Origin of the sequence: Streptomyces sp. NPDC056948, from assembly GCF_042674225.1 — a bacterium.
Taxonomy (GTDB): Bacteria; Actinomycetota; Actinomycetes; order Streptomycetales; family Streptomycetaceae; genus Streptomyces; species Streptomyces purpurascens.
This window is the reverse complement of the sequence record NZ_JBHUQX010000076.1, coordinates 1-19,658: the sequence shown is the minus strand read 5'-3', so window position 1 is coordinate 19,658 and position 19,658 is coordinate 1. Positions and strand designations below refer to the sequence as shown.

17 protein-coding genes are annotated in these 19,658 nt (G+C 73.1%); 12 read left to right on the top strand and 5 right to left on the bottom strand.

Features of this window, described 5'->3' with window-relative positions; translation table 11 throughout:
- Positions 1-64 precede the first annotated feature (64 nt).
- From panD to ACFTZL_RS12730, 5 genes are all read right to left on the bottom strand, one after another.
- On the bottom strand, positions 65-505 hold the full coding sequence (panD, locus tag ACFTZL_RS12750) for an aspartate 1-decarboxylase (RefSeq protein ID WP_382580931.1): 441 nt from the start codon (positions 503-505) through the stop codon (positions 65-67).
- Entirely contained in the window at positions 423-1,802 is a 1,380-nt protein-coding gene (locus ACFTZL_RS12745) for an MFS transporter (RefSeq protein ID WP_382580929.1), read from the bottom strand. Before ACFTZL_RS12745 ends, panD begins: the two co-directional genes overlap by 83 nt.
- Positions 1,799-3,052 carry an acetyl-CoA carboxylase biotin carboxylase subunit family protein gene (locus ACFTZL_RS12740; RefSeq protein WP_382580927.1) on the bottom strand — a complete coding sequence of 418 codons (1,254 nt, stop codon included), beginning with the start codon at positions 3,050-3,052 and terminating at the stop codon, positions 1,799-1,801. Before ACFTZL_RS12740 ends, ACFTZL_RS12745 begins: the two co-directional genes overlap by 4 nt.
- The gene (locus ACFTZL_RS12735) at positions 3,049-4,323 is read right to left on the bottom strand and encodes an ATP-grasp domain-containing protein (protein WP_382580926.1); all 1,275 of its coding nucleotides are present in this window, start codon (positions 4,321-4,323) and stop codon (positions 3,049-3,051) included. Before ACFTZL_RS12735 ends, ACFTZL_RS12740 begins: the two co-directional genes overlap by 4 nt.
- A gap of 95 nt (positions 4,324-4,418) precedes the next feature.
- Positions 4,419-5,432 carry an Inducer of phenazine A gene (locus tag ACFTZL_RS12730; protein WP_382580924.1) on the bottom strand — a complete coding sequence of 338 codons (1,014 nt, stop codon included), beginning with the start codon at positions 5,430-5,432 and terminating at the stop codon, positions 4,419-4,421.
- 227 nt (positions 5,433-5,659) lie between these two features.
- Between ACFTZL_RS12730 and ACFTZL_RS12725 the strand changes: the two genes are divergently transcribed.
- The 12 genes from ACFTZL_RS12725 to ACFTZL_RS12670 all read left to right on the top strand — a co-directional run bounded on the left by ACFTZL_RS12725 (position 5,660) and on the right by ACFTZL_RS12670 (position 19,504).
- Positions 5,660-6,406, top strand: coding sequence for an SDR family oxidoreductase (locus ACFTZL_RS12725; protein ID WP_382580923.1), 747 nt, complete (start codon positions 5,660-5,662; stop codon positions 6,404-6,406).
- Positions 6,407-6,591: 185 nt separating this feature from the next.
- Positions 6,592-9,096: an iron-containing redox enzyme family protein gene (locus ACFTZL_RS12720; RefSeq protein WP_382580921.1), complete on the top strand. Its 2,505-nt coding sequence runs from the start codon at positions 6,592-6,594 to the stop codon at positions 9,094-9,096.
- Entirely contained in the window at positions 9,089-10,927 is a 1,839-nt protein-coding gene (locus ACFTZL_RS12715) for a carbamoyltransferase (protein ID WP_382580919.1), read from the top strand. The genes ACFTZL_RS12720 and ACFTZL_RS12715 overlap by 8 nt, the downstream gene beginning before the upstream one ends.
- A 175-nt stretch (positions 10,928-11,102) precedes the next feature.
- Positions 11,103-12,053 carry a TauD/TfdA family dioxygenase gene (locus ACFTZL_RS12710; protein ID WP_382580917.1) on the top strand — a complete coding sequence of 317 codons (951 nt, stop codon included), beginning with the start codon at positions 11,103-11,105 and terminating at the stop codon, positions 12,051-12,053.
- A gap of 76 nt (positions 12,054-12,129) precedes the next feature.
- Positions 12,130-13,416 (top strand): ATP-grasp domain-containing protein, encoded by a 1,287-nt coding sequence (locus tag ACFTZL_RS12705; protein WP_382580915.1) that lies wholly within the window; start codon positions 12,130-12,132, stop codon positions 13,414-13,416.
- A gap of 27 nt (positions 13,417-13,443) precedes the next feature.
- Complete coding sequence (locus ACFTZL_RS12700; RefSeq protein ID WP_382580913.1) at positions 13,444-13,752, top strand: hypothetical protein; 309 nt, start codon at positions 13,444-13,446, stop codon at positions 13,750-13,752.
- Positions 13,753-13,970: 218 nt separating this feature from the next.
- The gene (locus tag ACFTZL_RS12695) at positions 13,971-14,159 is read left to right on the top strand and encodes a hypothetical protein (RefSeq protein WP_382580911.1); all 189 of its coding nucleotides are present in this window, start codon (positions 13,971-13,973) and stop codon (positions 14,157-14,159) included.
- 55 nt (positions 14,160-14,214) lie between these two features.
- Positions 14,215-14,979: an FAD-dependent thymidylate synthase gene (thyX, locus tag ACFTZL_RS12690; RefSeq protein ID WP_382580909.1), complete on the top strand. Its 765-nt coding sequence runs from the start codon at positions 14,215-14,217 to the stop codon at positions 14,977-14,979.
- Positions 14,980-14,998: 19 nt separating this feature from the next.
- Positions 14,999-15,559, top strand: coding sequence for a TIGR00730 family Rossman fold protein (locus ACFTZL_RS12685; protein WP_382580907.1), 561 nt, complete (start codon positions 14,999-15,001; stop codon positions 15,557-15,559).
- Between the two features lie 41 nt (positions 15,560-15,600).
- Positions 15,601-16,650, top strand: coding sequence for an isopenicillin N synthase family dioxygenase (locus tag ACFTZL_RS12680; RefSeq protein WP_382580906.1), 1,050 nt, complete (start codon positions 15,601-15,603; stop codon positions 16,648-16,650).
- A 55-nt stretch (positions 16,651-16,705) separates the two neighbouring features.
- Entirely contained in the window at positions 16,706-17,941 is a 1,236-nt protein-coding gene (locus ACFTZL_RS12675; RefSeq protein ID WP_382580904.1) for an ATP-grasp domain-containing protein, read from the top strand.
- 111 nt (positions 17,942-18,052) lie between these two features.
- On the top strand, positions 18,053-19,504 hold the full coding sequence (locus tag ACFTZL_RS12670) for a uracil-xanthine permease family protein (RefSeq protein WP_382580902.1): 1,452 nt from the start codon (positions 18,053-18,055) through the stop codon (positions 19,502-19,504).
- Positions 19,505-19,658 lie beyond the last annotated feature (154 nt).

Here is a 19,658-nt window from a genome sequence, read left to right as displayed (position 1 = left end):
GACGCGGTGATCGCGTGCTCAGGCACGGCGGGCTGTTCCGGCTGTATCGCGAGCTGCGTTGACCTCAGCGTGCCGACCGGGCGCCCGCCCCGCTCAGGACGGCCAGGGGGTTGCGGAGGGTGTCCGTGCCCGGGACCGGGGCGGCGGGGTCGTCGCCGAGGGTGATGACGCGGTTGGTGGTGTCGACGTGGACCACGCTCGGGATCAGGGAGCGGGCCGCGGCGTCGTCGACCAGGGTGTAGCTGATGAGGATGACCGTGTCGCCGGGCTGCACGAGGTGGGCGGCGGCGCCGTTGATGCCGATGACGCCGCTGCCGCGCTCGCCCTCGATGACGTACGTCTCCAGACGGGCGCCGTTGGTGACGTCGACGATGTGGACCTGCTCGCCGGGGAGCAGGTCCGCGGCGTCCATGAGGTCGGCGTCAACGGTCACGGAGCCCACGTAGTGCAGGTCGGCCTGGGTGACGGTGGCGCGGTGGATCTTGGACTTGAACATGGTGCGCATCGGGTGCACTCCTTCGCGGTGTGGGAGGGGGGTGGGCGGCCACGCCCAGTTCGGCGGCGAACGACGTGGCGCGGTAGGCCCGTACGAGCCAGAGGCCCGGCAGGGCGGCGCTCAGCGTCATGAGGACGACCAGGACGCCGTGGGCGCCGACGGCCAGCAGCGGTCCGGCCAGCGCGGTGCCCACCGGGGTGGTGGCGTTCATGACCGTGCGCATCAGGATGAGCGTGCGGCCGCGCAGCTCCTCGGGGATGCGGGTCAGGCGCAGCGCCTGGGAGGAGACGGCCATCGGCGTGGACAGCAGGTTGCACAGCACCAGGCCGGCCAGCACCACCGGCAGGGACGGCACCAGCAGCAGGAGCAGCGAGCCGCCGGCGACGGCCTGGAGGATCCCGATCCGCAGCATCTGGCGGTCCGCGGGCGGCAGCATGCCGACGCACAGCGAGCCCACCAGGTTCGCCGCGCCGGACACCGCGAGGATCAGCCCGAGCAGGCCCGCGCCGCCGTCGAACCGGTCGTGCGCCAGCCAGGGTTCCAGGACGAGCAGCATGCCCATCGCCAGGTTGAACAGGCCGAAGCCCACGGTGATGGCGAGCAGCACCCCGTCCGCGCGCAACAGCGTCACCACCGGGCGCCAGCCGCTCGCGGGTGCCTCGCCGACGGGCTTCGCGCCTCGCCGGTACGGCAGCCGCAGGGCGAGGGCGGCCAGCGCGAGGGCGCCGTAGCTCACCGCGTCCACCAGCAGCACCCCGTCGGCGCCGGCCAGCGGGATCAGCGCGCCGCCGACGACGGGGCCGAGGATGCGGCCCACGCCGAGCGAGACCGACTCCAGGGCCGAGGCGCTGTGGAGCAGCCGCGGCGGCACCAGGTCGGGCAGCATCGCCGGGACCGCGCCCAGCGGCACGATCTTCAGCAGGCCGTACACGGCCGCCACGACATACAGGTGCCCCAGGGACACCGGGCCCAGGGCGGCGGCGGCCGGGACGCTCGCGACGGCCAGTCCGCGCAGCACCGAGTCGGCGACCAGCATCCGGCGCCGGTCGAACCGGTCGAGCAGGGGCCCGACGAGGGCCCCGCCGCCGATCACCGGTGCCGTGTAGCAGAGTCCGAGGAAGCCGAGGGCCGCCGCGTCGCCCTGCACGATCGCCATCCAGGACAGGGCCGTCCAGGTGGCCCCGTCACCGAGGTTGCTCAGCAGGGTGCCGGCCCACAGGCGGCGGTAGTCCCGCAGCCGCAGCGGGGCCAGGGCGTCCGACATGCCGGCGCGGGTGCGCTTCGTGCCGCCGCCGGTGTGCCTCATGCCACCGCCTCGCACTCCAGCCGGAAGCGGGCCGCCGCCTTCGCGATCGAGCTCTCCACCTGGGCGGTGCCCGAGCCGCGGAACCGGAAGCGGGCACCCACGTGCTCGTATCCGCCGGCCTCGGGCACGACGGTGCCCCGGTCCGGCACGACCTGCGCGTAGGGCCCGTCGTCACGCGGATCGAGCGGCTGCGCGGCCACGACCCGGCAGGGCGCCGGCACCGGCGTCCGGACGAGCAGCCAGCCCCCGGTGCGCCAGGACGCCGGAGCGGACAGCGCGGGTGTCCGGCCGAGCTGGACGTCGACCGCCGCCCTCATCAGGTCGATGCCGTGCACCTCACGCCACACGAACGGGATCTCCGCGCCCCCGACCCGGCACCCGGCCTCCAGGAACCGCAGCTCCGGTCGCCCGTCCGCATCCCGGCCGACGAAGACCTCCAGGTGGAACACCCAGGGCCGGTCACTGAGGGCGGCCGCGACGGAGGCGGTGAACTCGCCCAGGGCTGCGACGAGTTCGGGCTCGTCCTCCTCCACCGAACCGAGGACGACGCCGCCGCCGGCGGCGAAGTCCGCGCAGGTGTTGACGTACCGGGAGGCCCGCCACGGCCCGAGCGCGCCGCCGGTCCAGAGCCCGTCGACGTGGTAGATCGTGTCGCCGCAGAACTCCTGCACCAGCCGTGGCTCGTCCGGCAGCCCGTCGAGCGCGGACAGGCCGTCCGGCGAGTCGACGATCAGCACGCCCCGGCTGGCGGTGCCGCGCCGCGGCTTGACCACCACCGGCCAGCCGTGCGCCGCCGCGAACCGGGCTACGGCGGCGCGGTCCGGGGCGTCGGCGAAGGCGGGGGTGCGCGGTCCGGCCGCCGCGACCGCCTCGCACATCTGCAACTTGTCCCGGAACCGGGCCAGTTCGCCCGGGAGCTGCCCGGGGCAGCCGAGCCGGGCGCGCAGTTCGGCGGCGGTGTCGAGGTCGCCCTCGTTCAGGGCCACCACCCGGTCCACCGGGCCGAACAGCGCGGCCAGCGCCGTGGCGGCGGCGTGCGCCTGCTCGATGTCGTCGGTGGCGGGGATCTCGACGATCCCGGCGGCCGCCGGGGGCAGGGAGGGCCAGCCGAGGGGGTTGGTCACATAGGTGACCCGGTGTGCGCGGTGGTCGATGTAGTTCTCGTAGAGGGCGTGTTCGTCGCGCCAGCGGTGCAGGACGAGGACGTGCGGCCGGTCGGGGCCGGGGTGCGGTGCCGGGTGCTCGCTCATGGCGCGGTGACTCCGTCGGTCTCGATGCGGATGCCCTCGGCCACCCGGGCGCAGCGGTCCACCGCGTCGTCGGCGTCGCGGCCGGAGGAGATGACGTAGCCGGCGCTCGCGTGGGCGAGGGTGAGCAGCTCGGGGACCTGTTCGCCGGGGTTGAGGGCGACGGCCGCACCGGTCTCGTGGTCCTTGAGTTCGTCGAAGAACGGCAGGTAGAGGTCGTTGGCCACGCCCTCGGGGACGCGCTTGACGACGCCCGGCAGGCCTTCGTCGACGGTGACCGAGGTGACGGTGCCGGGGCGGGGCGTGAGATAGCGCAGGGCCGCGCCGCCCAGCGGGACCGGGGAGGTCTCGGGCAGCGGCTCGATGCCGAGCGGCACGGTCAGCAGCATCCGGGCCGGGTCCAGGCCGAAGGCGCGCCGGGCCAGTTCGGGGGCGCCGCAGCCGCCGAGGCGGGCGTGGGACTCCAGGACGCGGGGGCCGTCGGCGGTGAGCACGAACTCGCTGTAGGAGGGGCCCTCGGTCAGTCCGACGGCGTCCAGCAGCCGCACGGTCAGCTCGCGCAGCGCGGCCTCCTGCGGGGCGGCGATCCGGCTCGGGGCGCTGACCTCCCACTCCACGAACCGCTCGTTGATCCGGTACTCGGAGAATCCGAGGACGACGTGTCGGCCGCCGAGGGAGAAGGCGTCGGCGGCGACGACGGGGCCCTCCAGGTACTCCTCGCCGAGCGCGCTCGAACCGCCGCCCTGCTCGATGGTCTTGAAGGCGAGGGCCGCCTCGTGGGCGCTGGAGACCAGCAGGATGTGGCGGCTGGCCGCCCCGTCGACCGGTTTGACGACGGCCCGCCCGGTGCCGAGTTCCGTGAAGAAGTCGGCCGCGTCCCGCGGGCTGTGCAGCAGCCGGTGCCGGACCGGGCTGAGTCCGTGCTCGGCCAGCCGCTCGCGAGTCAGCCGCTTGTCCTTCAGGACGCGGGCGGTCTCCTCGCCGACGCCGGGCAGACCGAGGGCGGTCACCACCTGGCCGACGGCGACACCGGCGGGCTCCGAGGTGGTCAGCACCCGGTCGAAGGGGCGCTCCTCGTGCAGGGGCCGCAGCGCGGCCAGGATGGCGGGGCCGTCGTTGACGGGGGCGTGCACGACGCGTTCGCAGTGCCGGGCGATCGCGGGGTCGTAGCGGCCCTCCTCGTGGACGAGCACGACGTCGATGCCCAGCTCGCGGGCGCCGGCGATCGGGGCGGGTCGGCCGCCGACCATGGCGATGCGGTACGGGAGTGTCATGGGGTTCCTCGCTGTCGTGGGGACGTTCGCGTACGGAAGCCGGGCCGGTCTTCACGGAAGCCGGGGCTGGTATTCGCGGAATCCGGGCCGGCACTTCAGAACAGGCGCAGTTCCTCGGCGATCAGGCGTGCGGTGAGGTCGTGGCCCAGGTCCGTGAAGTGCGCGCGGTCCACGAAGAGCCAGTCGCGGGGCCCGGCGGCCTCGGCGAGCAGCGGGTTGAGGTCGAGGAAGTCCACGCCGATCTTGTTGCAGGCGAGTTCGAGCCCGTACGCGTACCGGCGGGCCGGCTCCATGGTGGCGATGTCGCCGTACAGCTCCCAGAAGTTGGAGCGCCGGTCGAGCTCGTCGAACAGGAGCTTCTCCTGGGGCGCGGGCTCCTCGCGGACCCAGCCGGCCAGCGGTTGCAGGACGAAGGTGATCCGGGCGTCGGTGCCGTGCGCGAGCGCCTGCCAGTTCTCCAGGTGCCGGGCGGTGAGTTCGACGGCGTGGTCGATGCGGTCCTCCAGCGGCCGCACCGGCTCCGCCGCCCGGGGCGCTTCCTTCTCCGCCCGGCCGAAGCGGGACGTACGGCCGCGGTGGCCGCGCCTGAGTCCTTCCATCTGCTCGAAGTACTCGCCGCAGTTGAAGAAGCCGCCGTGGTCGCCACGCTGCTCCTCGGGCAGCCGGGCCAGGGCGAGGTTGTTCAGGCCGGAGAACACCACGATGTCGCTGACCCGCGGCAGCAGATGGCGGTAGAGCGAGAACAGCAGGAACTCCTGGGCGGAGTTGTAGCTGCGGCCCGCGAAGTTCAGCCACGGCGCGGAGGGGGCGTGGGTGCTCCACAGGCGGGACGGCAGGGTCGCCGCGTCGCTGGTCGCGCCGATGCCGAACGCGGTGGAGCTGCCGGCGAACAGCCGCACGGGCGTGTCCGGCTGCTCCGCCACGGAGGCCCGCTCGCCGTCCGGCCCGCACGAGTAGCGGAAGCCCAGTTCGTCGGTGTTGACGGTGTCCGAGCCGTAGTGGGCGCGGTGGAAGTACATCAGGTACGGAAGCCAGCGGGTGCGGCCCCGGTCGTCGAAGTCGTCGTACCGCAGCATCTGCGGGGTGAGAGTCACCCGTTGCTCCGTCATGCCGTCCTCCCGGTGCTCAGGTCCCAAGCGGTTGCGGCGGTGACTCTTCCGTCGTCGCGGGCGCGCCGGAACCCTCACAAATGCGCGGCCGCACAGGCATGAAGGCACCCCGGTCGCGCTGCAGAACCCTGCACTGCACGCCTTTGACCCTTCCGGGCGCCCGGCCGCGCCAGCACAGTCGTCTGGGTCCAGCCCTTTGCGAACGACGACTTCGAGGAAGGCCAGGTATGACCAGGACCGCCGTGGTGACAGGAGCGAGCAGTGGGATCGGGGCCGCCGTGGCCCGGCGGCTGGCCAAGGAGGGGTACGCCACCGTGCTGGTGGCCCGGCGCGGTGAGCTGCTCGACCGGGTGGCCGGCGAGACGGGCGGCCGGGCCGTCGTGCTGGACGTCACCGACGCCGAGGCCGTACGCGCCTTCGCGGACACGCTCGCTGGCTGTGACGTGCTGGTGAACAACGCCGGCGGGGCGCTCGGCGCGGACGCCGTGGCCGCGGGTTCGCCCGCGCACTGGCAGCACATGTACTCCGTCAACGTGCTCGGCACGCTGCACCTCACGCAGGCGCTGCTGCCGCTGCTGCGGCAGGGCGGCGGCACGGTCGTGAACATCACGTCCACCGCGGCCCATGTCACCTATGAGGGCGGCGGCGGGTACAGCGCCGCGAAGCACGCCCAGCGCGCGCTCGGCGAGACGCTGCGGCTCGAACTGTGCGGGGAGCCGGTGCGGGTGGTGGAGGTGGCGCCGGGGATGGTGCACACCGAGGAGTTCGCCCTCAACCGCTTCCACGGCGACCAAGAGCGGGCGGCTGCCGTCTACGCGGACGTGGACCGGCCGCTGCGGGCCGAGGACATCGCCGAGTGCGTGTCCTTCGCCGTCGGGCTGCCGCCGCACGTGAACGTCGACCAGCTCGTCGTCCGACCGCTGGCGCAGGCGGCCCAGCACAAGACGCACCGCGGGCCGCTCTTCCAGAACTGACCCGTCACACCCCACGAGCCGTCACGAACCGAACGGAGAACCCCGTATGTCCGCCCTGCGCAGCGCCCTCGCCCGGTTCCTCACCACCCGGCTGTTCCGCTCCCGCAAGAGCAAGCAGCCGGATGCCTCGATCTATCCCATGTTCTGATCCGCCGCACTCGAAGGACAACGGGGAGGGAAGAACCGTGAACGGAACCGCGTCGCGCACCCTGTACGCCACCGCGGCGGACCCCGAGTGCGGGCCCCCGGGCACGCGCTTGCTGACCGCGATCCGCTCGGAGATCGAGGCAGCCTCGATGCGGCAGGAGCCGGACGCGCACGGCAAGACCGGGACGGCGGGCGCTGCGGAGCGGCCGGAGCCGGACGCACGCGGCGAGGCCCGGACGGCGACCGCTGCGGGATGCGAGTCGCCAGCCGGACGCGCCAAGGCCGAGGCGACGGCCACTGCGGAGCGAGAAGAGCCGGACGCACGTGCCGAGACCGAGGCAGCGGCCGCCGTGGAGCGACAAGAGTCGGATGGACGCGGCGAGACCAGGACGGCGGCCACCGCGGAGCGGGAAGAACCGGACGCGAGCGGCGAGACGGGGACGGCGGGCGCCGCGGAGCGGCCGGTGCCGGACGGACGCACCGAGGCCCGGACAGCAGCCGCCGTCGAGCGGGAGGAGCCGGACGCGAGCGGCGGGACCGGGGCGACGGCCACTGCGGCACCCGTCGTGCGTGCCGGTGCGGTTGTGGCGTCCGGACCCGGTCGGGAAGGCTCGGCCGTGCTTGTCGCGGGTGTCTCCGCGTGGTCGCGGCTCGCCGCCGAAAGGTTCCGAGCTCTCCTCGGTGGCTGCGGCTCCGACGGCAGTCGCGACGCGCTGGTGCGTCGGGCCGCCCTCGAGTGCGCCCCGCTGGCCCTGGTCGCCGGCGCCTGGCTGCAGGGGCTGAGCTCACCGGCCGGCGCGGAGGATCCCGCGCTGCTGCGCCTGCTGGCCCGCTACGCCGAGGACGTGGGCGTCGGCAGGCCCGCCGCCGGCCGGGGCAGCGCCTACCTGGCCCTGCTGCGCGCCCTGGAGGTCGCCGAGTACGCCTCCTCCGCACCGGGCCTCGCCCATGACCGGCGCATCCCCGACGACGCGTTCGCCCTGCCCGCCCGGCTCCTCACCATGAGCCGCGCACCGGAGGAGTTCCACGACGAACTCCTCGGCGCCGACGCCTGCCTGCGAGCGGTCGGGCTGCTCCCGCCACTCGCCCTGGTGCGCGAGGCGCGCCCGGGCGCGGAGTGGGGGCGGATCGATCTGACGGCGACGGGAGAGCACGCGGGCGATGTCGTCCAGGACCGGTTCGCCGCCGGTTTCCGGTGGGTCTTCGGCGCCCTGCGCGACTGGGTCGACGGGCTGTACGAGCGGCTCGACGATGCCCGGGACCCGGCGCACGACATGGCCGAGCTGCTGCGGCTGCGGGCGCGGGAAGCGGCCGTGTATCACCACGACTTCGCCCTGGAGGGGCGGCCGTTGGCCGACTGGCTGGCGCAGAGCCGTACCGATCCGGGGCCACTGCTCGGCGCCCTGGCCAGGAGCAGACTCGTACGCCCGGGCCGCAGCGCGGCCAGTCCCCTGGTCAACGGCCTGGTCGGGGAACGCGGGGCGATGTTCCGAGTGTTCGCGCCCGAGGAGCTGACCGTGATCCGCCGGTGGATCGACTCCCTTCCGGCGGACCACGCCACCGGCGGGGCCCCGACCCGGGCCCGGCGCCCCGGCCCGACGCCCGAGCTGCCGGCCTGGCGGTCGCCCGGGGACGAACAGGGCCGGGAGCCGAAGGACCTGCGCGAGGCGTACCGGCTGCTGGGGACCCGGACCGACACCCCGGCGTTGAGCGACTGGGCGGCCCGCTACGCGCGGGACTGGCTGGACCGGGCCCGCCGCAGCGTGGACGGAGGCGCCTACCGCCTGCCGGACACCTGGCCCGACGAGGGTCTGCGGCCCTGGCTGTCGGAGCAGCACGAGCGGCACGCGGAGGAGTTCACCGCAGGACAGGACGCGCCGCTGCCGTCCCGCGAAGTGCTGGTGGAGTCGACCGTCCAGCTCGCCCCGCTCACCATGATCGACGGTGCCTGGCTGCACGGCTTCACCGACTACGCACTCGCCGCCGCCGAGCCCGGGTTCGCGCTCTTCGAGACGTACTGGGACGAGCTCGGCAATGGCGAGCCCGGCCTCAACCACCCCCGTATCTACCGGGAGTTGCTGGCCGAGATGGGCGCCGAACCGCCGCCCGGCGGCTCCGCGGAGTTCGCGGCCTGGCCGCGCTTCGCCGAGGAGTCCTTCGCACTGCCCGTGTTCTGGCTGGCCGTGGGCCGCTTCCCGCGCACGCTCCAGCCCGAGATCCTGGGCCTGAACCTCGCCATGGAGCTGTCCGGCGTAGGAGGCTCCTACCGCCGGGCCCGGCTGGCGCTGCGCCGGCACGGCTTCAGCACCCGCTTCGTGGACATCCACAACACCATCGACAACGTCGCCGGCGGCCATGCCGCCTGGGCCTGCGACGCCGTCGACAGTCATCTCGCCGCCCTTCCGGGCGGCCGGTCCGGTGCCCGCGAGGCCGCCTGGGCCCGGGTCCGTTCCGGTTTCCGCTCGCTGTCCCTCGACCCCGGCAGGGCCGGCTCCCCGGCCCGCCGTCTGGTCCGCCGATGGAGGAGAACCGCACATGCCTGACCTGGTGCTGGGCATATCCGCCTTCTACCACGACAGCGCGGCCGCCCTGGTCGCCGACGGCAGGCCTGTCGCGGCGGCGCAGGAGGAGCGGTTCAGCCGCCGCCGTCACGATCCGTCCTTCCCGGCGCGCGCCGTGGAGTACTGCCTGCGCGAGGCCGGGGCCGGACTGGAGGACGTCTCCGCCGTCGCCTACTACGAGGATCCCGCGCTGAAGTTCCGCCGGGTGCTGGACAGTTACCTGCGGGCCGCCCCTTTCGGCTTCACCGCCTTCGCCGACGGACTGCCCCGCTGGCTCACCCGCAAGCGCCGGGCCGCCGACGTGGTGGCCGAGGAACTGGCCGCCCTGGGGCGTGGCCGGGTCCCCGAGATCCGGGTGCTGCGCCACCACCGCTCGCACGCCGCGTCCGCGTTCCTGCCGAGCCCGTACGAGTCGGCCGCCGTGCTGTGCGTCGACGGTGTCGGGGAATGGGCCACCACCAGTCTGTGGCACGGGCGGGGCGCCCGGCTGACGAACCTGGCCGAGCTGCGCTTCCCGCACTCCCTGGGCCTGCTGTACTCGGCGTTCACGTACTACTGCGGCTTCAAGGTCGACTCCGGCGAGTACAAGCTGATGGGGCTCGCCCCCTACGGCAGGCCCCGGTACGCGGACGTGATCAGGGAGAAGCTGATCGACGTCAGGCCGGACGGGTCCTTCCGGCTCGACATGCGGTACTTCGACTTCCTGCGCGGGCAGCGGATGACCGGGCCCGCCTTCGACCGGCTCTTCGGCGGCCCCCGGCGCACTCCTGAAGGGCCGCTGACCCAACGGGAGTTCGATCTGGCGGCCTCGGTGCAGCAGGTCACCGAGGAGGTCATGATCGCCCTGGCCCGCACGGCCCGGGAGCGCACCGGCGAGCGCCGGCTGTGCCTGGCCGGCGGGGTGGCCCTGAACTGTGTGGCGAACGGGAAGCTGATCGAGGCGGGCGTCTTCGACGAGGTGTGGGTGCAGCCCGCCGCCGGGGACGCCGGGGGCGCGCTCGGCGCCGCCCTGAGCGTGGCCCACGAGCGCGGGGCGCCGCGCGCCCACCTGGGCAGCGGACGAGACGCGATGTCCGGTTCCCTGCTCGGGCCGGCCCACGACGACGAGGAGATCGCCGCGTATCTCGACGGCCGGGGCGTGCCGTACACCCGGCTGGATCCGGACGCGCTGGCGGACCGGGTGGCCAAGGAGCTGTCGTCGGGGAAGATCGTCGGCTGGTTCCAGGGCCGGTCGGAGTTCGGGCCGCGGGCCCTCGGCGCCCGCTCGATCCTGGGCGATCCGCGCGATCCGCGGATGCGGTCCGCCATGAACCTCAAGATCAAGTTCCGGGAGTCGTTCCGCCCGTTCGCGCCCGCCGTGCTCGACGAGGACGCCGGGGAGTACTTCGACGTGCGCCAGGAAAGCCCGTACATGCTGGTCGTCAGCCAGGTCGCGGGCGGGCAGCGGATCGAGGTGCCGGCGGGGGACTCCCGGGTAACGGGGCTCGACCTGCTGAAGGTGGCGCGGTCGAGGATCCCGGCGGTGACCCACGTCGACTCCTCCGCCCGGGTGCAGACGGTGTCCGCCGACCGCAACGCGCCCTTCCACCGGCTGCTGACCAGCTTCAAGGCCGAGACCGGCTGCCCGGTCCTGGTGAACACGTCCTTCAACGTGCGGGGCGAGCCGATCGTCGACTCCCCGCACGACGCCTACACCTGCTTCATGCGCACGGACATCGATCTCCTCGCCCTCGGCGGCTTCCTCCTGGACAAGTCGGAGCAGCCCGACTGGCGGGAGCAGGGCGACTGGCGCGAGGCGATCCCGCTCGACTGAGCGCACCACTTTCTTCTCCGTATCCCGACACCGAGGAGCACCACACCATGCTCAGACTTGCCCTGTTTGTTCTCTATCTTCTGGTTGTCACGCCCGTGGGGCTGGCGGTACGGACCGTCCGGGGCCCGCTCGCCCGGCTCGGGCAGCGGCAGCCTGCGAGCTACTGGGTGCAGCCGTGAGCGCCGGGCCGGAGATCGTGCGCCACGCCCTCGACGACGGCGTCCGGGACGTCCTCGCCAAGGAGCTGGACGACCGGCTCGCCGACGCCCATCCCCTCGACCCCGACACCGAGGGGGCGATCCTCGCGACCATCGGGGCGTCGGCGCTGCGCCAGCATCTGCCGGGCGAACTCGTCGCGGAGCTGGGCGCGTTCCGTGACCGGCAGGGCGGCGTCCTGGTCCTGGAGAACCTGCCCCGCCGCGACGCCCCGCGCACTCCAATCGGCGGCTTCACCCCCGAGGCCGCGCTCGCCCCCCTCAACGCGCTGCACCTGGGCCTCGTCCAGTTGCTCGGCGCCACACCGTTCGCGGTGCCGTACGAGAACCGCGGCCGGCTGATGCGCAACGTGGTGCCCCATCCGGCCTCCGCCGGAACCACCAGCTCCTGGGGGTCCGACGCCGAGTTCTTCTGGCACACGGACAATCCGCACCTGCCGTTCGGCGAGCCGGGCCGGGACCCGCGCCCGTACGTCCCGCGCCATCTGGCCTTCCACGCCGTCCGCAACGACGAGCGGGTCCCCACCGACGTGGTGGGCGTCGGCGCCGTGCTCGCCCGGCTCTCGCCCGGTGCCCGGGAGGCGCTGGCCCGGCCCGAGTTCGAGATCCGCGCCCCCGCCTCCATCAAGCTCGGAGCGCCGCCGCCGCTGCGCGGAGCCGTCCTGGAACACGGCGCCACCGCCCCGCGGCTGCGCTACGACCACGGCAGCACCCGCGGCCTGACCGCCCGGGCGGCCGCCGCCCTCGACGAACTCGCCGCGGCCCTGCGCACGGTGCGCGCCGAGCGAATCGTGCTGCGGCCCGGTGACTTCCTCTTCTTCGACAACTACCGCGTACTGCACCGGCGCCGGTCCTTCACTCCCCACCCGGCGCCCGGCGCGCGCTGGCTGCGCCGCTGCTACGCGAGCTGACCAACGCCCCCAGTCGCCCCCAGATCCCCAGACCCCAGTCCACCCACCGCACCCACGAACCGACGGGAGACCCGAGTTGTCCGGCACGCCCCACACACACCAGACGCCGACCCCGACCCACCGAGTAGCGGTCGTCGGCGGCCGTCCCGCGCCCATCGCCGGTGCCCGCGAGCTGGGCATCGACGTGGTGCTCGTGCACGAGGAGGGGGCCTACGACCCCGCCATCGCCGAGCACTGCGAGCGCATCGTGCACGCCCCGATCGCCGACGGCCCCGCGCTCCTCGACGTCCTGCTGCCGCTGCACCGGGAGCGGCCCTTCGACCGGGTCCTGACCACCACCGAACCCGCCGCCGAGTCCACCGGGTTCGTGGTCGACGCCCTCGGCCTGCCGGGCGTCGGGGAGGAGACCGCCCGGGCCCTGAAGGACAAGGCCCTGACCCGGGAGCTGCTCGACAAGCACGGGCTGAGCCCGGTGCGCCACCGGGTGGTGCGCGACGCGGAGGAAGCCGCCGCGTTCCAGCGGGAGGTGGCCGGCCGGATCGTGCTCAAGCCGGTGGACGGCGTCGCGAGCCTGCACATCCACCCGGCCGCCGGTCCCGAGGAGGCGGCACGGGCCTGGCACGCCCTGGCCGCGGCCGGCTTCGACGCCCCGCTCGCCGAGGAGTACCTGGACGGGCCCGTCGTCAGCGTGGACTCCTTCTCCTACGACGGCCGGCACGTGCCGATCGGCTACTCCGAGTACCGGATGAACGAGCGGTACGTCGAGTGGGAGGTCAGCACCCCCAGCCCGGCCGCCGCCGCGCATCTCGACGAACTGCGCGCCCTGACCGTGCGGTTGCTGGACGCGGTGGGGCTCACCGAGGGCCCCTCGCACAGCGAGTTCGTGCTGACCCCGGACGGACCCCGGGTGCTCGAGTCGCACGCCCGGCTGGCCGGAAGCGGTGCGCCGGAGCTGGTGCGGCGGGCCTTCGGGGCGGACCTGAACCGCTGGTTCCTGACGGTGCCGCTGGGCATCGACCCGCTGCCCGCGGCCTCCCCCGAGCCCATCGGCGGAGCGGCCGTGCGCTTCTTCACCCCCGGCCCGGGCCGTCTGCGGTCCGTCGTGGTCGACCCCGGCGTGCCCGGTGTCGTGCGCAGGGTCCCGGCCGGTGAGACGCCCCTGGTCTTCCTGCCGTACCTCGACGACTTCCGGGACGAGCAGGCGGCCGCGGTCGTCGCCAAGGGCCCGGGCGACGTGGTGCCCGAGCTGCTCACCGTGGCGGACTGCACCTCGGGGTACGCCATCGCCTCCGGGGCCTCCCGCGAGGAGGCGGTTCAGCGCTGCGAACGGATCAACGACGCCATCGACTTCCGGACCGAGTAAGCGCAACCCCTACCGAGGAGACCCGAGTTGGACACGACTCAGAACACCGTCAGCGCGGCCACCCTGCTGCAGAGCGCCCGCAGCGCCGTGGAACAGAGCTACCCCCTGGACGACTCGCTGGCCCGGGCCGCGCTGCATCTCATCGAGTGCGCCACGGACGTCGTGGTGCGCCTGCCGGAGCGCGATCTGGACTCCGCCCGTGACGTACTGGGCCTGGCCCGGGCCGCGGTGGTGACGGCGACCGTCGCGGTGCGCGAGATCCATGACCGGGACCGGGACGAGCAGGTCATCGCCCCGGCCGGGCCCGGAAGGGTGGTGTGCGGACTCGACCGGTAGTGCGGAGCGCCTAATTCCATACGCAGAGCCCCGTCGCCGGGCAGCGGTTTCCAGCCGCCGGCGACGGGGCTCTTCCGCGTATGCCGGACGGGTGCCTGCACTGGATTCTCACCTGCGCACTGCACAAGTGTGACCTTATTGCGGAGCCGGTGCGACCGAAGAATGGACATTGCGAGCGGGGGAGCCGCTCAAAAAACCGGAAGAGAAAGAGGAACGAAATGCTCCGCACGATCTCCCTTCACCTGGCCGCCACCTCCCGTGCCCGCGGTCTGCGCACCGCACTCACCGCCGTCGCCGCCGCCGGTTTCCTCGCCGCCGCCGTCCCCGCCGTCGCCGCCCAGGCCGGCACTCCCGCCACCACGACGGTCGTGGCGGGCGAGTCGCCCGACGACCACGGCTGGGACTGACCCCCACGTCAGCCAGCCACGCGACACCAAGCCAGGTCAACGGAGGGAAAAAGCAATGACGATCAGCCCGGCGATCGAGACCGCGACCGACGAGAGCACGGTCTTCGGCCCCGAGATCGAACTGCGCAGCGAGCTCACCGTCGAACTCGTCGACCACACCGCGTCCGACATCGGCGTCGTCCGTGCGGCGCGCGTATCGACGGCCGGTGAGGACGCGCACCGCGAGGAACGCGGCGACGAATACATAGGCGGCCTCATCCGCTATCTTATGCGCAGCCGCCATGGAAGCCCTTTCGAGCACAACTCCATGACTTTCCTGGTGCACGCGCCGATTTTCACGATCCGGCACATGATGCGGCACCGAATGTGGTCCTTCAACGAAGAAAGCGCTCGTTACAAGGACCTGAAGAGCGTTTTTTACGTACCGGACCGCGAGCGCGCCCTGAAGCAGATCGGCAAGCCCGGCCACTACCAGTACGTGCCGGGCGACGAGCAGGACTACGAGCTGGTGAGCACGGCCACGAGTGAGGCTTACCGCGCCGCGTTCCGCGAGTACCAGAGGATGCTCGACGCCGGCATCGCCCGCGAACTGGCCCGTGTGGTCCTGCCGGTGGCGACGTACTCCACCGTCTACGCCACCTGCAACGCCCGCTCGCTGATGCACTTCCTGGGCCTGCGCACCAACCGCGCCGACGCCGCGTACATCTCGCACCCGCAGCGTGAGATCGAGGTCGTGGCCGAGCAGATGGAGGAGCAGTTCGCCCGTCTGATGCCGCTGACGCACGAGGCGTTCGAGAAGTTCGGCCGGGTCAGCCCCTGACCCGAAGGGGGTCCCTGCCATGCGTATCACCGTCTACGCGGGATCGGCGCTGGGCAACCGGCCGGTCTACCGGGAAGCGGCGGCCGTGTTCGCCAAGGAACTCGTCGCCGCGGGCCACGAGATCGTCTACGGCGGCGGAGCGGCGGGCCTCATGGGCGTCGTCGCCGACTCCGCCCTGGCGGCCGGCGGCCGGGTCACCGGCGTCATGCCGACCCATCTCGTCGACGCCGAGGTCGCCCACCGCGGCCTGACCGAACTGCATGTCGTCGACACCATGCACCAGCGCAAGCAGCTCATGGCCGATCTGGCGGACGCGTTCGTCGCGCTGCCGGGCGGGGTGGGCACCGCCGAGGAGATCCTCGAGGTGTGGGCCTGGCTGGTGCTCGGCACCCACCAGAAGCCCGTCACCCTGCTGAACGTCGAGGGCTACTGGGACCGCCTGCTGCGCATGACCTGCCGCATGTCCATGAGCGGCTTCCTGCGCGAGGAAGAGCTCGGCACCCTCGCGCCCGTCGCGGACGCGGCCGAGTTCCTCAGCCTCGTGCGGGACTGGAAGCCCCCGCCCCCGCGCTGGGGCTGACCGAAATCCCCCTCGCCGGGGCTGAATCGAGAGTAGGAGCGATGTCGCTACTGAATGCTGAGAGCGCGGTCGTGCAGACCGCGGAGGTCACCGTGGTCGAGGGCTACGTCCCGGTGATCGACCTGAGTTCGGCACGGTCGTCGGCCGAGGCGGACCGCCGGCTCGGCGCCGTGATCGACGAGGTCTGCCGCACCAGCGGCTTCCTGGTGATCGTCGGCCACGGGGTGCAGCAGGACGCCATCAAGGAGATGTACCGGGCCACCCGGGAGTTCTTCGCGCTGCCGTCCGAGGACAAGGCGAAGCTGCTGGCCGTACCCGAGGACCCGCTGATGCGCGGCTTCGGCCGCAAGGGCAGCCTGGCCGCGTCCAACACCGACGCCGAGGTGGAGCGTGAGCGCAAACTGCCCGACGTCTCCGAGACCTTCACCATCAACCGGCTGGGCGAGCCGGACGGAGCGGACCGGCTGCCGGCCGACGCCGCCCCGGCCCTTGCGACCCCGAACCACTGGCCGGAGCTGCCCGGATTCGCCGAGGCCTACCGGTCGTACTACGCGTCCATGGAGGTCCTGGCCGCCGACATCATGCGGCTGTTCGCGCTCGCCCTCGACCTGCCTGAGGACTGGTTCGAGGACAAGATCGACCGGCACATGACGAACCTGACCGCGAACTACTATCCGCGCCAGACCGTGGCTCCGGCCCCGGGCCAGCTCCGCAAGGGCATCCACAGCGACTGGGGCAGCCTGACGATCCTGTACCAGGACGACGGCCCCGGCGGTCTGCAGGTCCAGGACAAGAACGGCGACTGGCTCGACGTCCCGTACATCGAGGGCTCGTTCGTGGTCAACATCGGCGACCTGATGGCGATCTGGACCAACAACCGCTGGGTGAGCACGGTCCACCGGGTCGTCAACCCGCCCAGGGAGCTGGCGGACCGGGAGCGTTATTCGGTGCCGTTCTTCCACCAGCCCTCCTACGATGCGCTGATCGAGTGCATCCCCACCTGCACCGGGCCGGACAACCCTCCCCGGCACGCATCGGTTCGTTCCGGCGACTACATCACCGGCAAGTTCAGCAGGGCGTACGGCGGTTGACGACCGGACCGTTACGCCCGCCCCGCGGCAGTACCGGCGAGATGGGTGAGATGACGTGGCCAGAGCAGCTCTGCTCCTCGGCGTCGAGAACACGGCGGCGGAGTGCATCGTACGGGCGGCGCAGCGGCTCGATGTGAGCGTGCACGCAGCGACGCTCCGGGAGGTGTACGCCCGGTGCCGGCCGCAGACCCGCAGAGGGCTGAGCGGTGTGGTGTTCACGGACTTCCGCTCCGCCGACCAGGCCGTCGACCAACTCGCGGAGTACTGCGCCGGGCAGGGCATCGAGGCGGTGGCGGTCAGCGGGGCGCAGTTCTCCCCGCTGGCCGCGGCCCTCGCCGTCCGGCTGGGCGTGCCCGGGCACAGTGCCGGCCTGGCCGCGGCCACCCGCCACAAGTGGCAGATGGCCCAGGCGCTCCAGCAGCACGGGGTGCCCAGCGCACGCACCGTGGCACTGGTCTCGCCCGAGGCCGCCGAGCAGCGGCTGGCGGCGGCCGGCCTCGACTACCCCGTCGTGGTCAAGCCCGCGGAGAACACGGGGTCGGTGGGGGTGAGCGTGCTGCACGGACCGCAGGGGCTCCGGCCGGCCGTCCGCCGGGCGCTGAACCACTCCGCGGACTCGACCTACGGCTTCCCCTACGACGCGGTGGCCCTCGCCCAGGAGTATCTGGAAGGCCCCGAGTACAGCCTGGTGAGCGTGGTGCACGAGGGCCGATGTACCCACTCGGTGCTGACCCGGAAGTACACGACGCAGGGCCGGGAGCGGGAGGAGACCGGCTACACCGTGCCGCCCGGACTCGACGAGCCGGCGGCGGCCCGGGCGGCCGCCACCGTGCTCCGCGGGCTGCGGGCGCTGGGTCTGCGGGACGGGATCGCGCACACCGACCTCAAGCTGACCCCGGACGGCCCGGTGCTCATCGAGATCGACGCCGGCCCGCCCGACGGAGCCGTACTGCAGGCGATCCAGCACGCGACCGGCACCGACATGGCCGAGGCGTACGTCCAGGCCGTGCTCGGCGAGGAGCCGCGGGCGCGGCCGGCGCGCTCCGGTGCCGCCGCGCTGCGCTTCATCAACACGGCGGCGCACGGCACCTTCCGCGGACTGACGGGACTCGTCCTGAACCCGCATCTCGCCGCCGCGCGCTCCTACGTCGACCCGGGTGAACTGGTCGGCGGCGTCGAGGTGAAGCACACGCGGGTGGGCCATGTGATCGTCACGGCCGATGTCCCGGCGGAGGCCGACCGGCGCGCCGAGGCCGTCATGACGCGGGTCGACTGCGACGTGGAGGCCTGAGCCGGCCTTCCCGGCGGGCGGCCGTTCCCTTCCCTTCGCACCCCCTTGCGCGACCGTCGCCGCACGGCACGGCGCGACATGACACGACTCGACCGAAACCGGAGAGATCCCATGAAGGACACGGAAGTACCGCCACGGAGAAGGCTGGGCGTGGGATGGCGGCTGCACGGTGACGGCCGGGCGCCCCGGCCCGGTGCGGCCGTGCTGCCGCACGAACGCCTCTCCTGGCCGCGCACCCTGGGCCTGGGTGCCCAGCACGTGGTGGCGATGTTCGGCGCGACGTTCGTCTTCCCCGTGGTGATGGGGCTCGACCCGAACCTGGCCATCATGATGTCCGGCGTCGCGACCGTGCTGTTCCTCCTCGTCGTGCAGGGCCGGGTGCCCAGCTATCTGGGGACCAGCGCGTCGTTCGTCGGCGGCGTCGCCGCGATCCGTGCGGCGGGCGGCAGTACGGCCACCGTCACCGGCGCGATCCTGGTCGCGGGCCTGGTCCTCGCGGTCGTCGGCCTGCTCGTCCACCGCCTCGGACCGGACCTGGTCAACCGGCTGTTCCCGCCCGTCGTGGCGGGCGCCGTGGTGCTGCTGATCGGCCTCAGCCTGGCCCCGGTGGTGGCGCAGATCTACTGGCCCCAGGACCAGTGGACGGCGCTCGCGACCATGTGCGTGGTCATCGGGGCCGGGGTGCTGCTGCGCGGCTTCTGGAGCCGGCTGGCCGTGTTCGTCGGGCTGGTCTTCGGCTACGTCCTGTCCTGGGTCCTGGACCGGGTGGCCGGGCCGATCACCGCGCCGGGCCCGGACGGCAAGGTCACCACCCACGCGCGTGTGGAGCTGGATTCGGTCGCGTCGGCCGACTGGTTCGGGCTGCCCACGCTGCACTCCCCGTCGTTCAGCGTCTCCGCGGCGCTGCTCGTGCTGCCCGGCGTGATCGCGCTGATCGCGGAGAACACCGGGCACGTCAAGGCGGTCGGCGAGATGACCGGGGAGAACCTCGACCCGGTGCTCGGCCGTGCGGTACTCGGCGACGGTCTGGCCACCGCGGTCTCGGCGGCGGTCGGCGGACCGCCCACGACGACGTACGCGGAGAACATCGGCGTGATGGCGGCGACCCGGGTCTACTCGACCGCCGCGTACTGGGCGGCCGCCGCGGCGGCACTGGCCTTCGGGCTCTGCCCCAAGTTCGGCGCGCTCGTCGCGGCCACGCCCGGCGGGGTGCTGGGCGGCATCACCGTGGTGCTGTACGGGATGATCGGGCTGCTCGGCGCCAAGATCTGGATCAAGGCGAGGGTGGACTTCGCGGACCCGGTGAACCTGGTGCCCATCGCGGCGGGTTCGGTCCTCGGCATCGGCGGGGTCACCGTCACCGTGGGCGACTTCTCGGTCGGCGGCATCGCCCTGGGCACGGTCGTGACGCTGCTTGGCTACCACCTGCTGGCCGTGGGCCGCGGGACGGACGAAGAGCCGCGGGAACCCGCGCCGAAGCCCGCCGCGGAGAATCCTGCCGGCCGGCAGACCCCGGCGGAGCACCAGCCGGAGCACCAGCCGGCTGAACCCACCGCAGTCTGACCGAACGCCGCTCCCCGGCAGGCCGGCACGACCGAGACCCCGGGCCCCGCAAGTCCACGCGGCCGCAAGGCCAGGCCGAGCACCTGCCGTGCGAGCGAGGCACCGAACCCGGCAGCCCGCAGCGGAACACCAGCCTGCTCGACCCTCCGCAGCC

Bases quoted from the DNA above. Each gene is read 5' to 3' on its own strand.
- ACFTZL_RS12685 (WP_382580907.1), top strand. From the start codon at position 14,999: ATGCGTATCACCGTCTACGCGGGATCGGCGCTGGGCAACCGGCCGGTC.
- ACFTZL_RS12745 (WP_382580929.1), bottom strand. From the start codon at position 1,802: ATGAGGCACACCGGCGGCGGCACGAAGCGCACCCGCGCCGGCATGTCG.
- panD (WP_382580931.1), bottom strand. From the start codon at position 505: ATGCGCACCATGTTCAAGTCCAAGATCCACCGCGCCACCGTCACCCAG.
- ACFTZL_RS12695 (WP_382580911.1), top strand. From the start codon at position 13,971: ATGCTCCGCACGATCTCCCTTCACCTGGCCGCCACCTCCCGTGCCCGC.
- ACFTZL_RS12725 (WP_382580923.1), top strand. From the start codon at position 5,660: ATGACCAGGACCGCCGTGGTGACAGGAGCGAGCAGTGGGATCGGGGCC.
- ACFTZL_RS12680 (WP_382580906.1), top strand. From the start codon at position 15,601: ATGTCGCTACTGAATGCTGAGAGCGCGGTCGTGCAGACCGCGGAGGTC.
- ACFTZL_RS12715 (WP_382580919.1), top strand. From the start codon at position 9,089: ATGCCTGACCTGGTGCTGGGCATATCCGCCTTCTACCACGACAGCGCG.
- ACFTZL_RS12740 (WP_382580927.1), bottom strand. From the start codon at position 3,052: ATGAGCGAGCACCCGGCACCGCACCCCGGCCCCGACCGGCCGCACGTC.
- ACFTZL_RS12735 (WP_382580926.1), bottom strand. From the start codon at position 4,323: ATGACACTCCCGTACCGCATCGCCATGGTCGGCGGCCGACCCGCCCCG.
- ACFTZL_RS12730 (WP_382580924.1), bottom strand. From the start codon at position 5,432: ATGACGGAGCAACGGGTGACTCTCACCCCGCAGATGCTGCGGTACGAC.
- thyX (WP_382580909.1), top strand. From the start codon at position 14,215: ATGACGATCAGCCCGGCGATCGAGACCGCGACCGACGAGAGCACGGTC.
- ACFTZL_RS12670 (WP_382580902.1), top strand. From the start codon at position 18,053: ATGAAGGACACGGAAGTACCGCCACGGAGAAGGCTGGGCGTGGGATGG.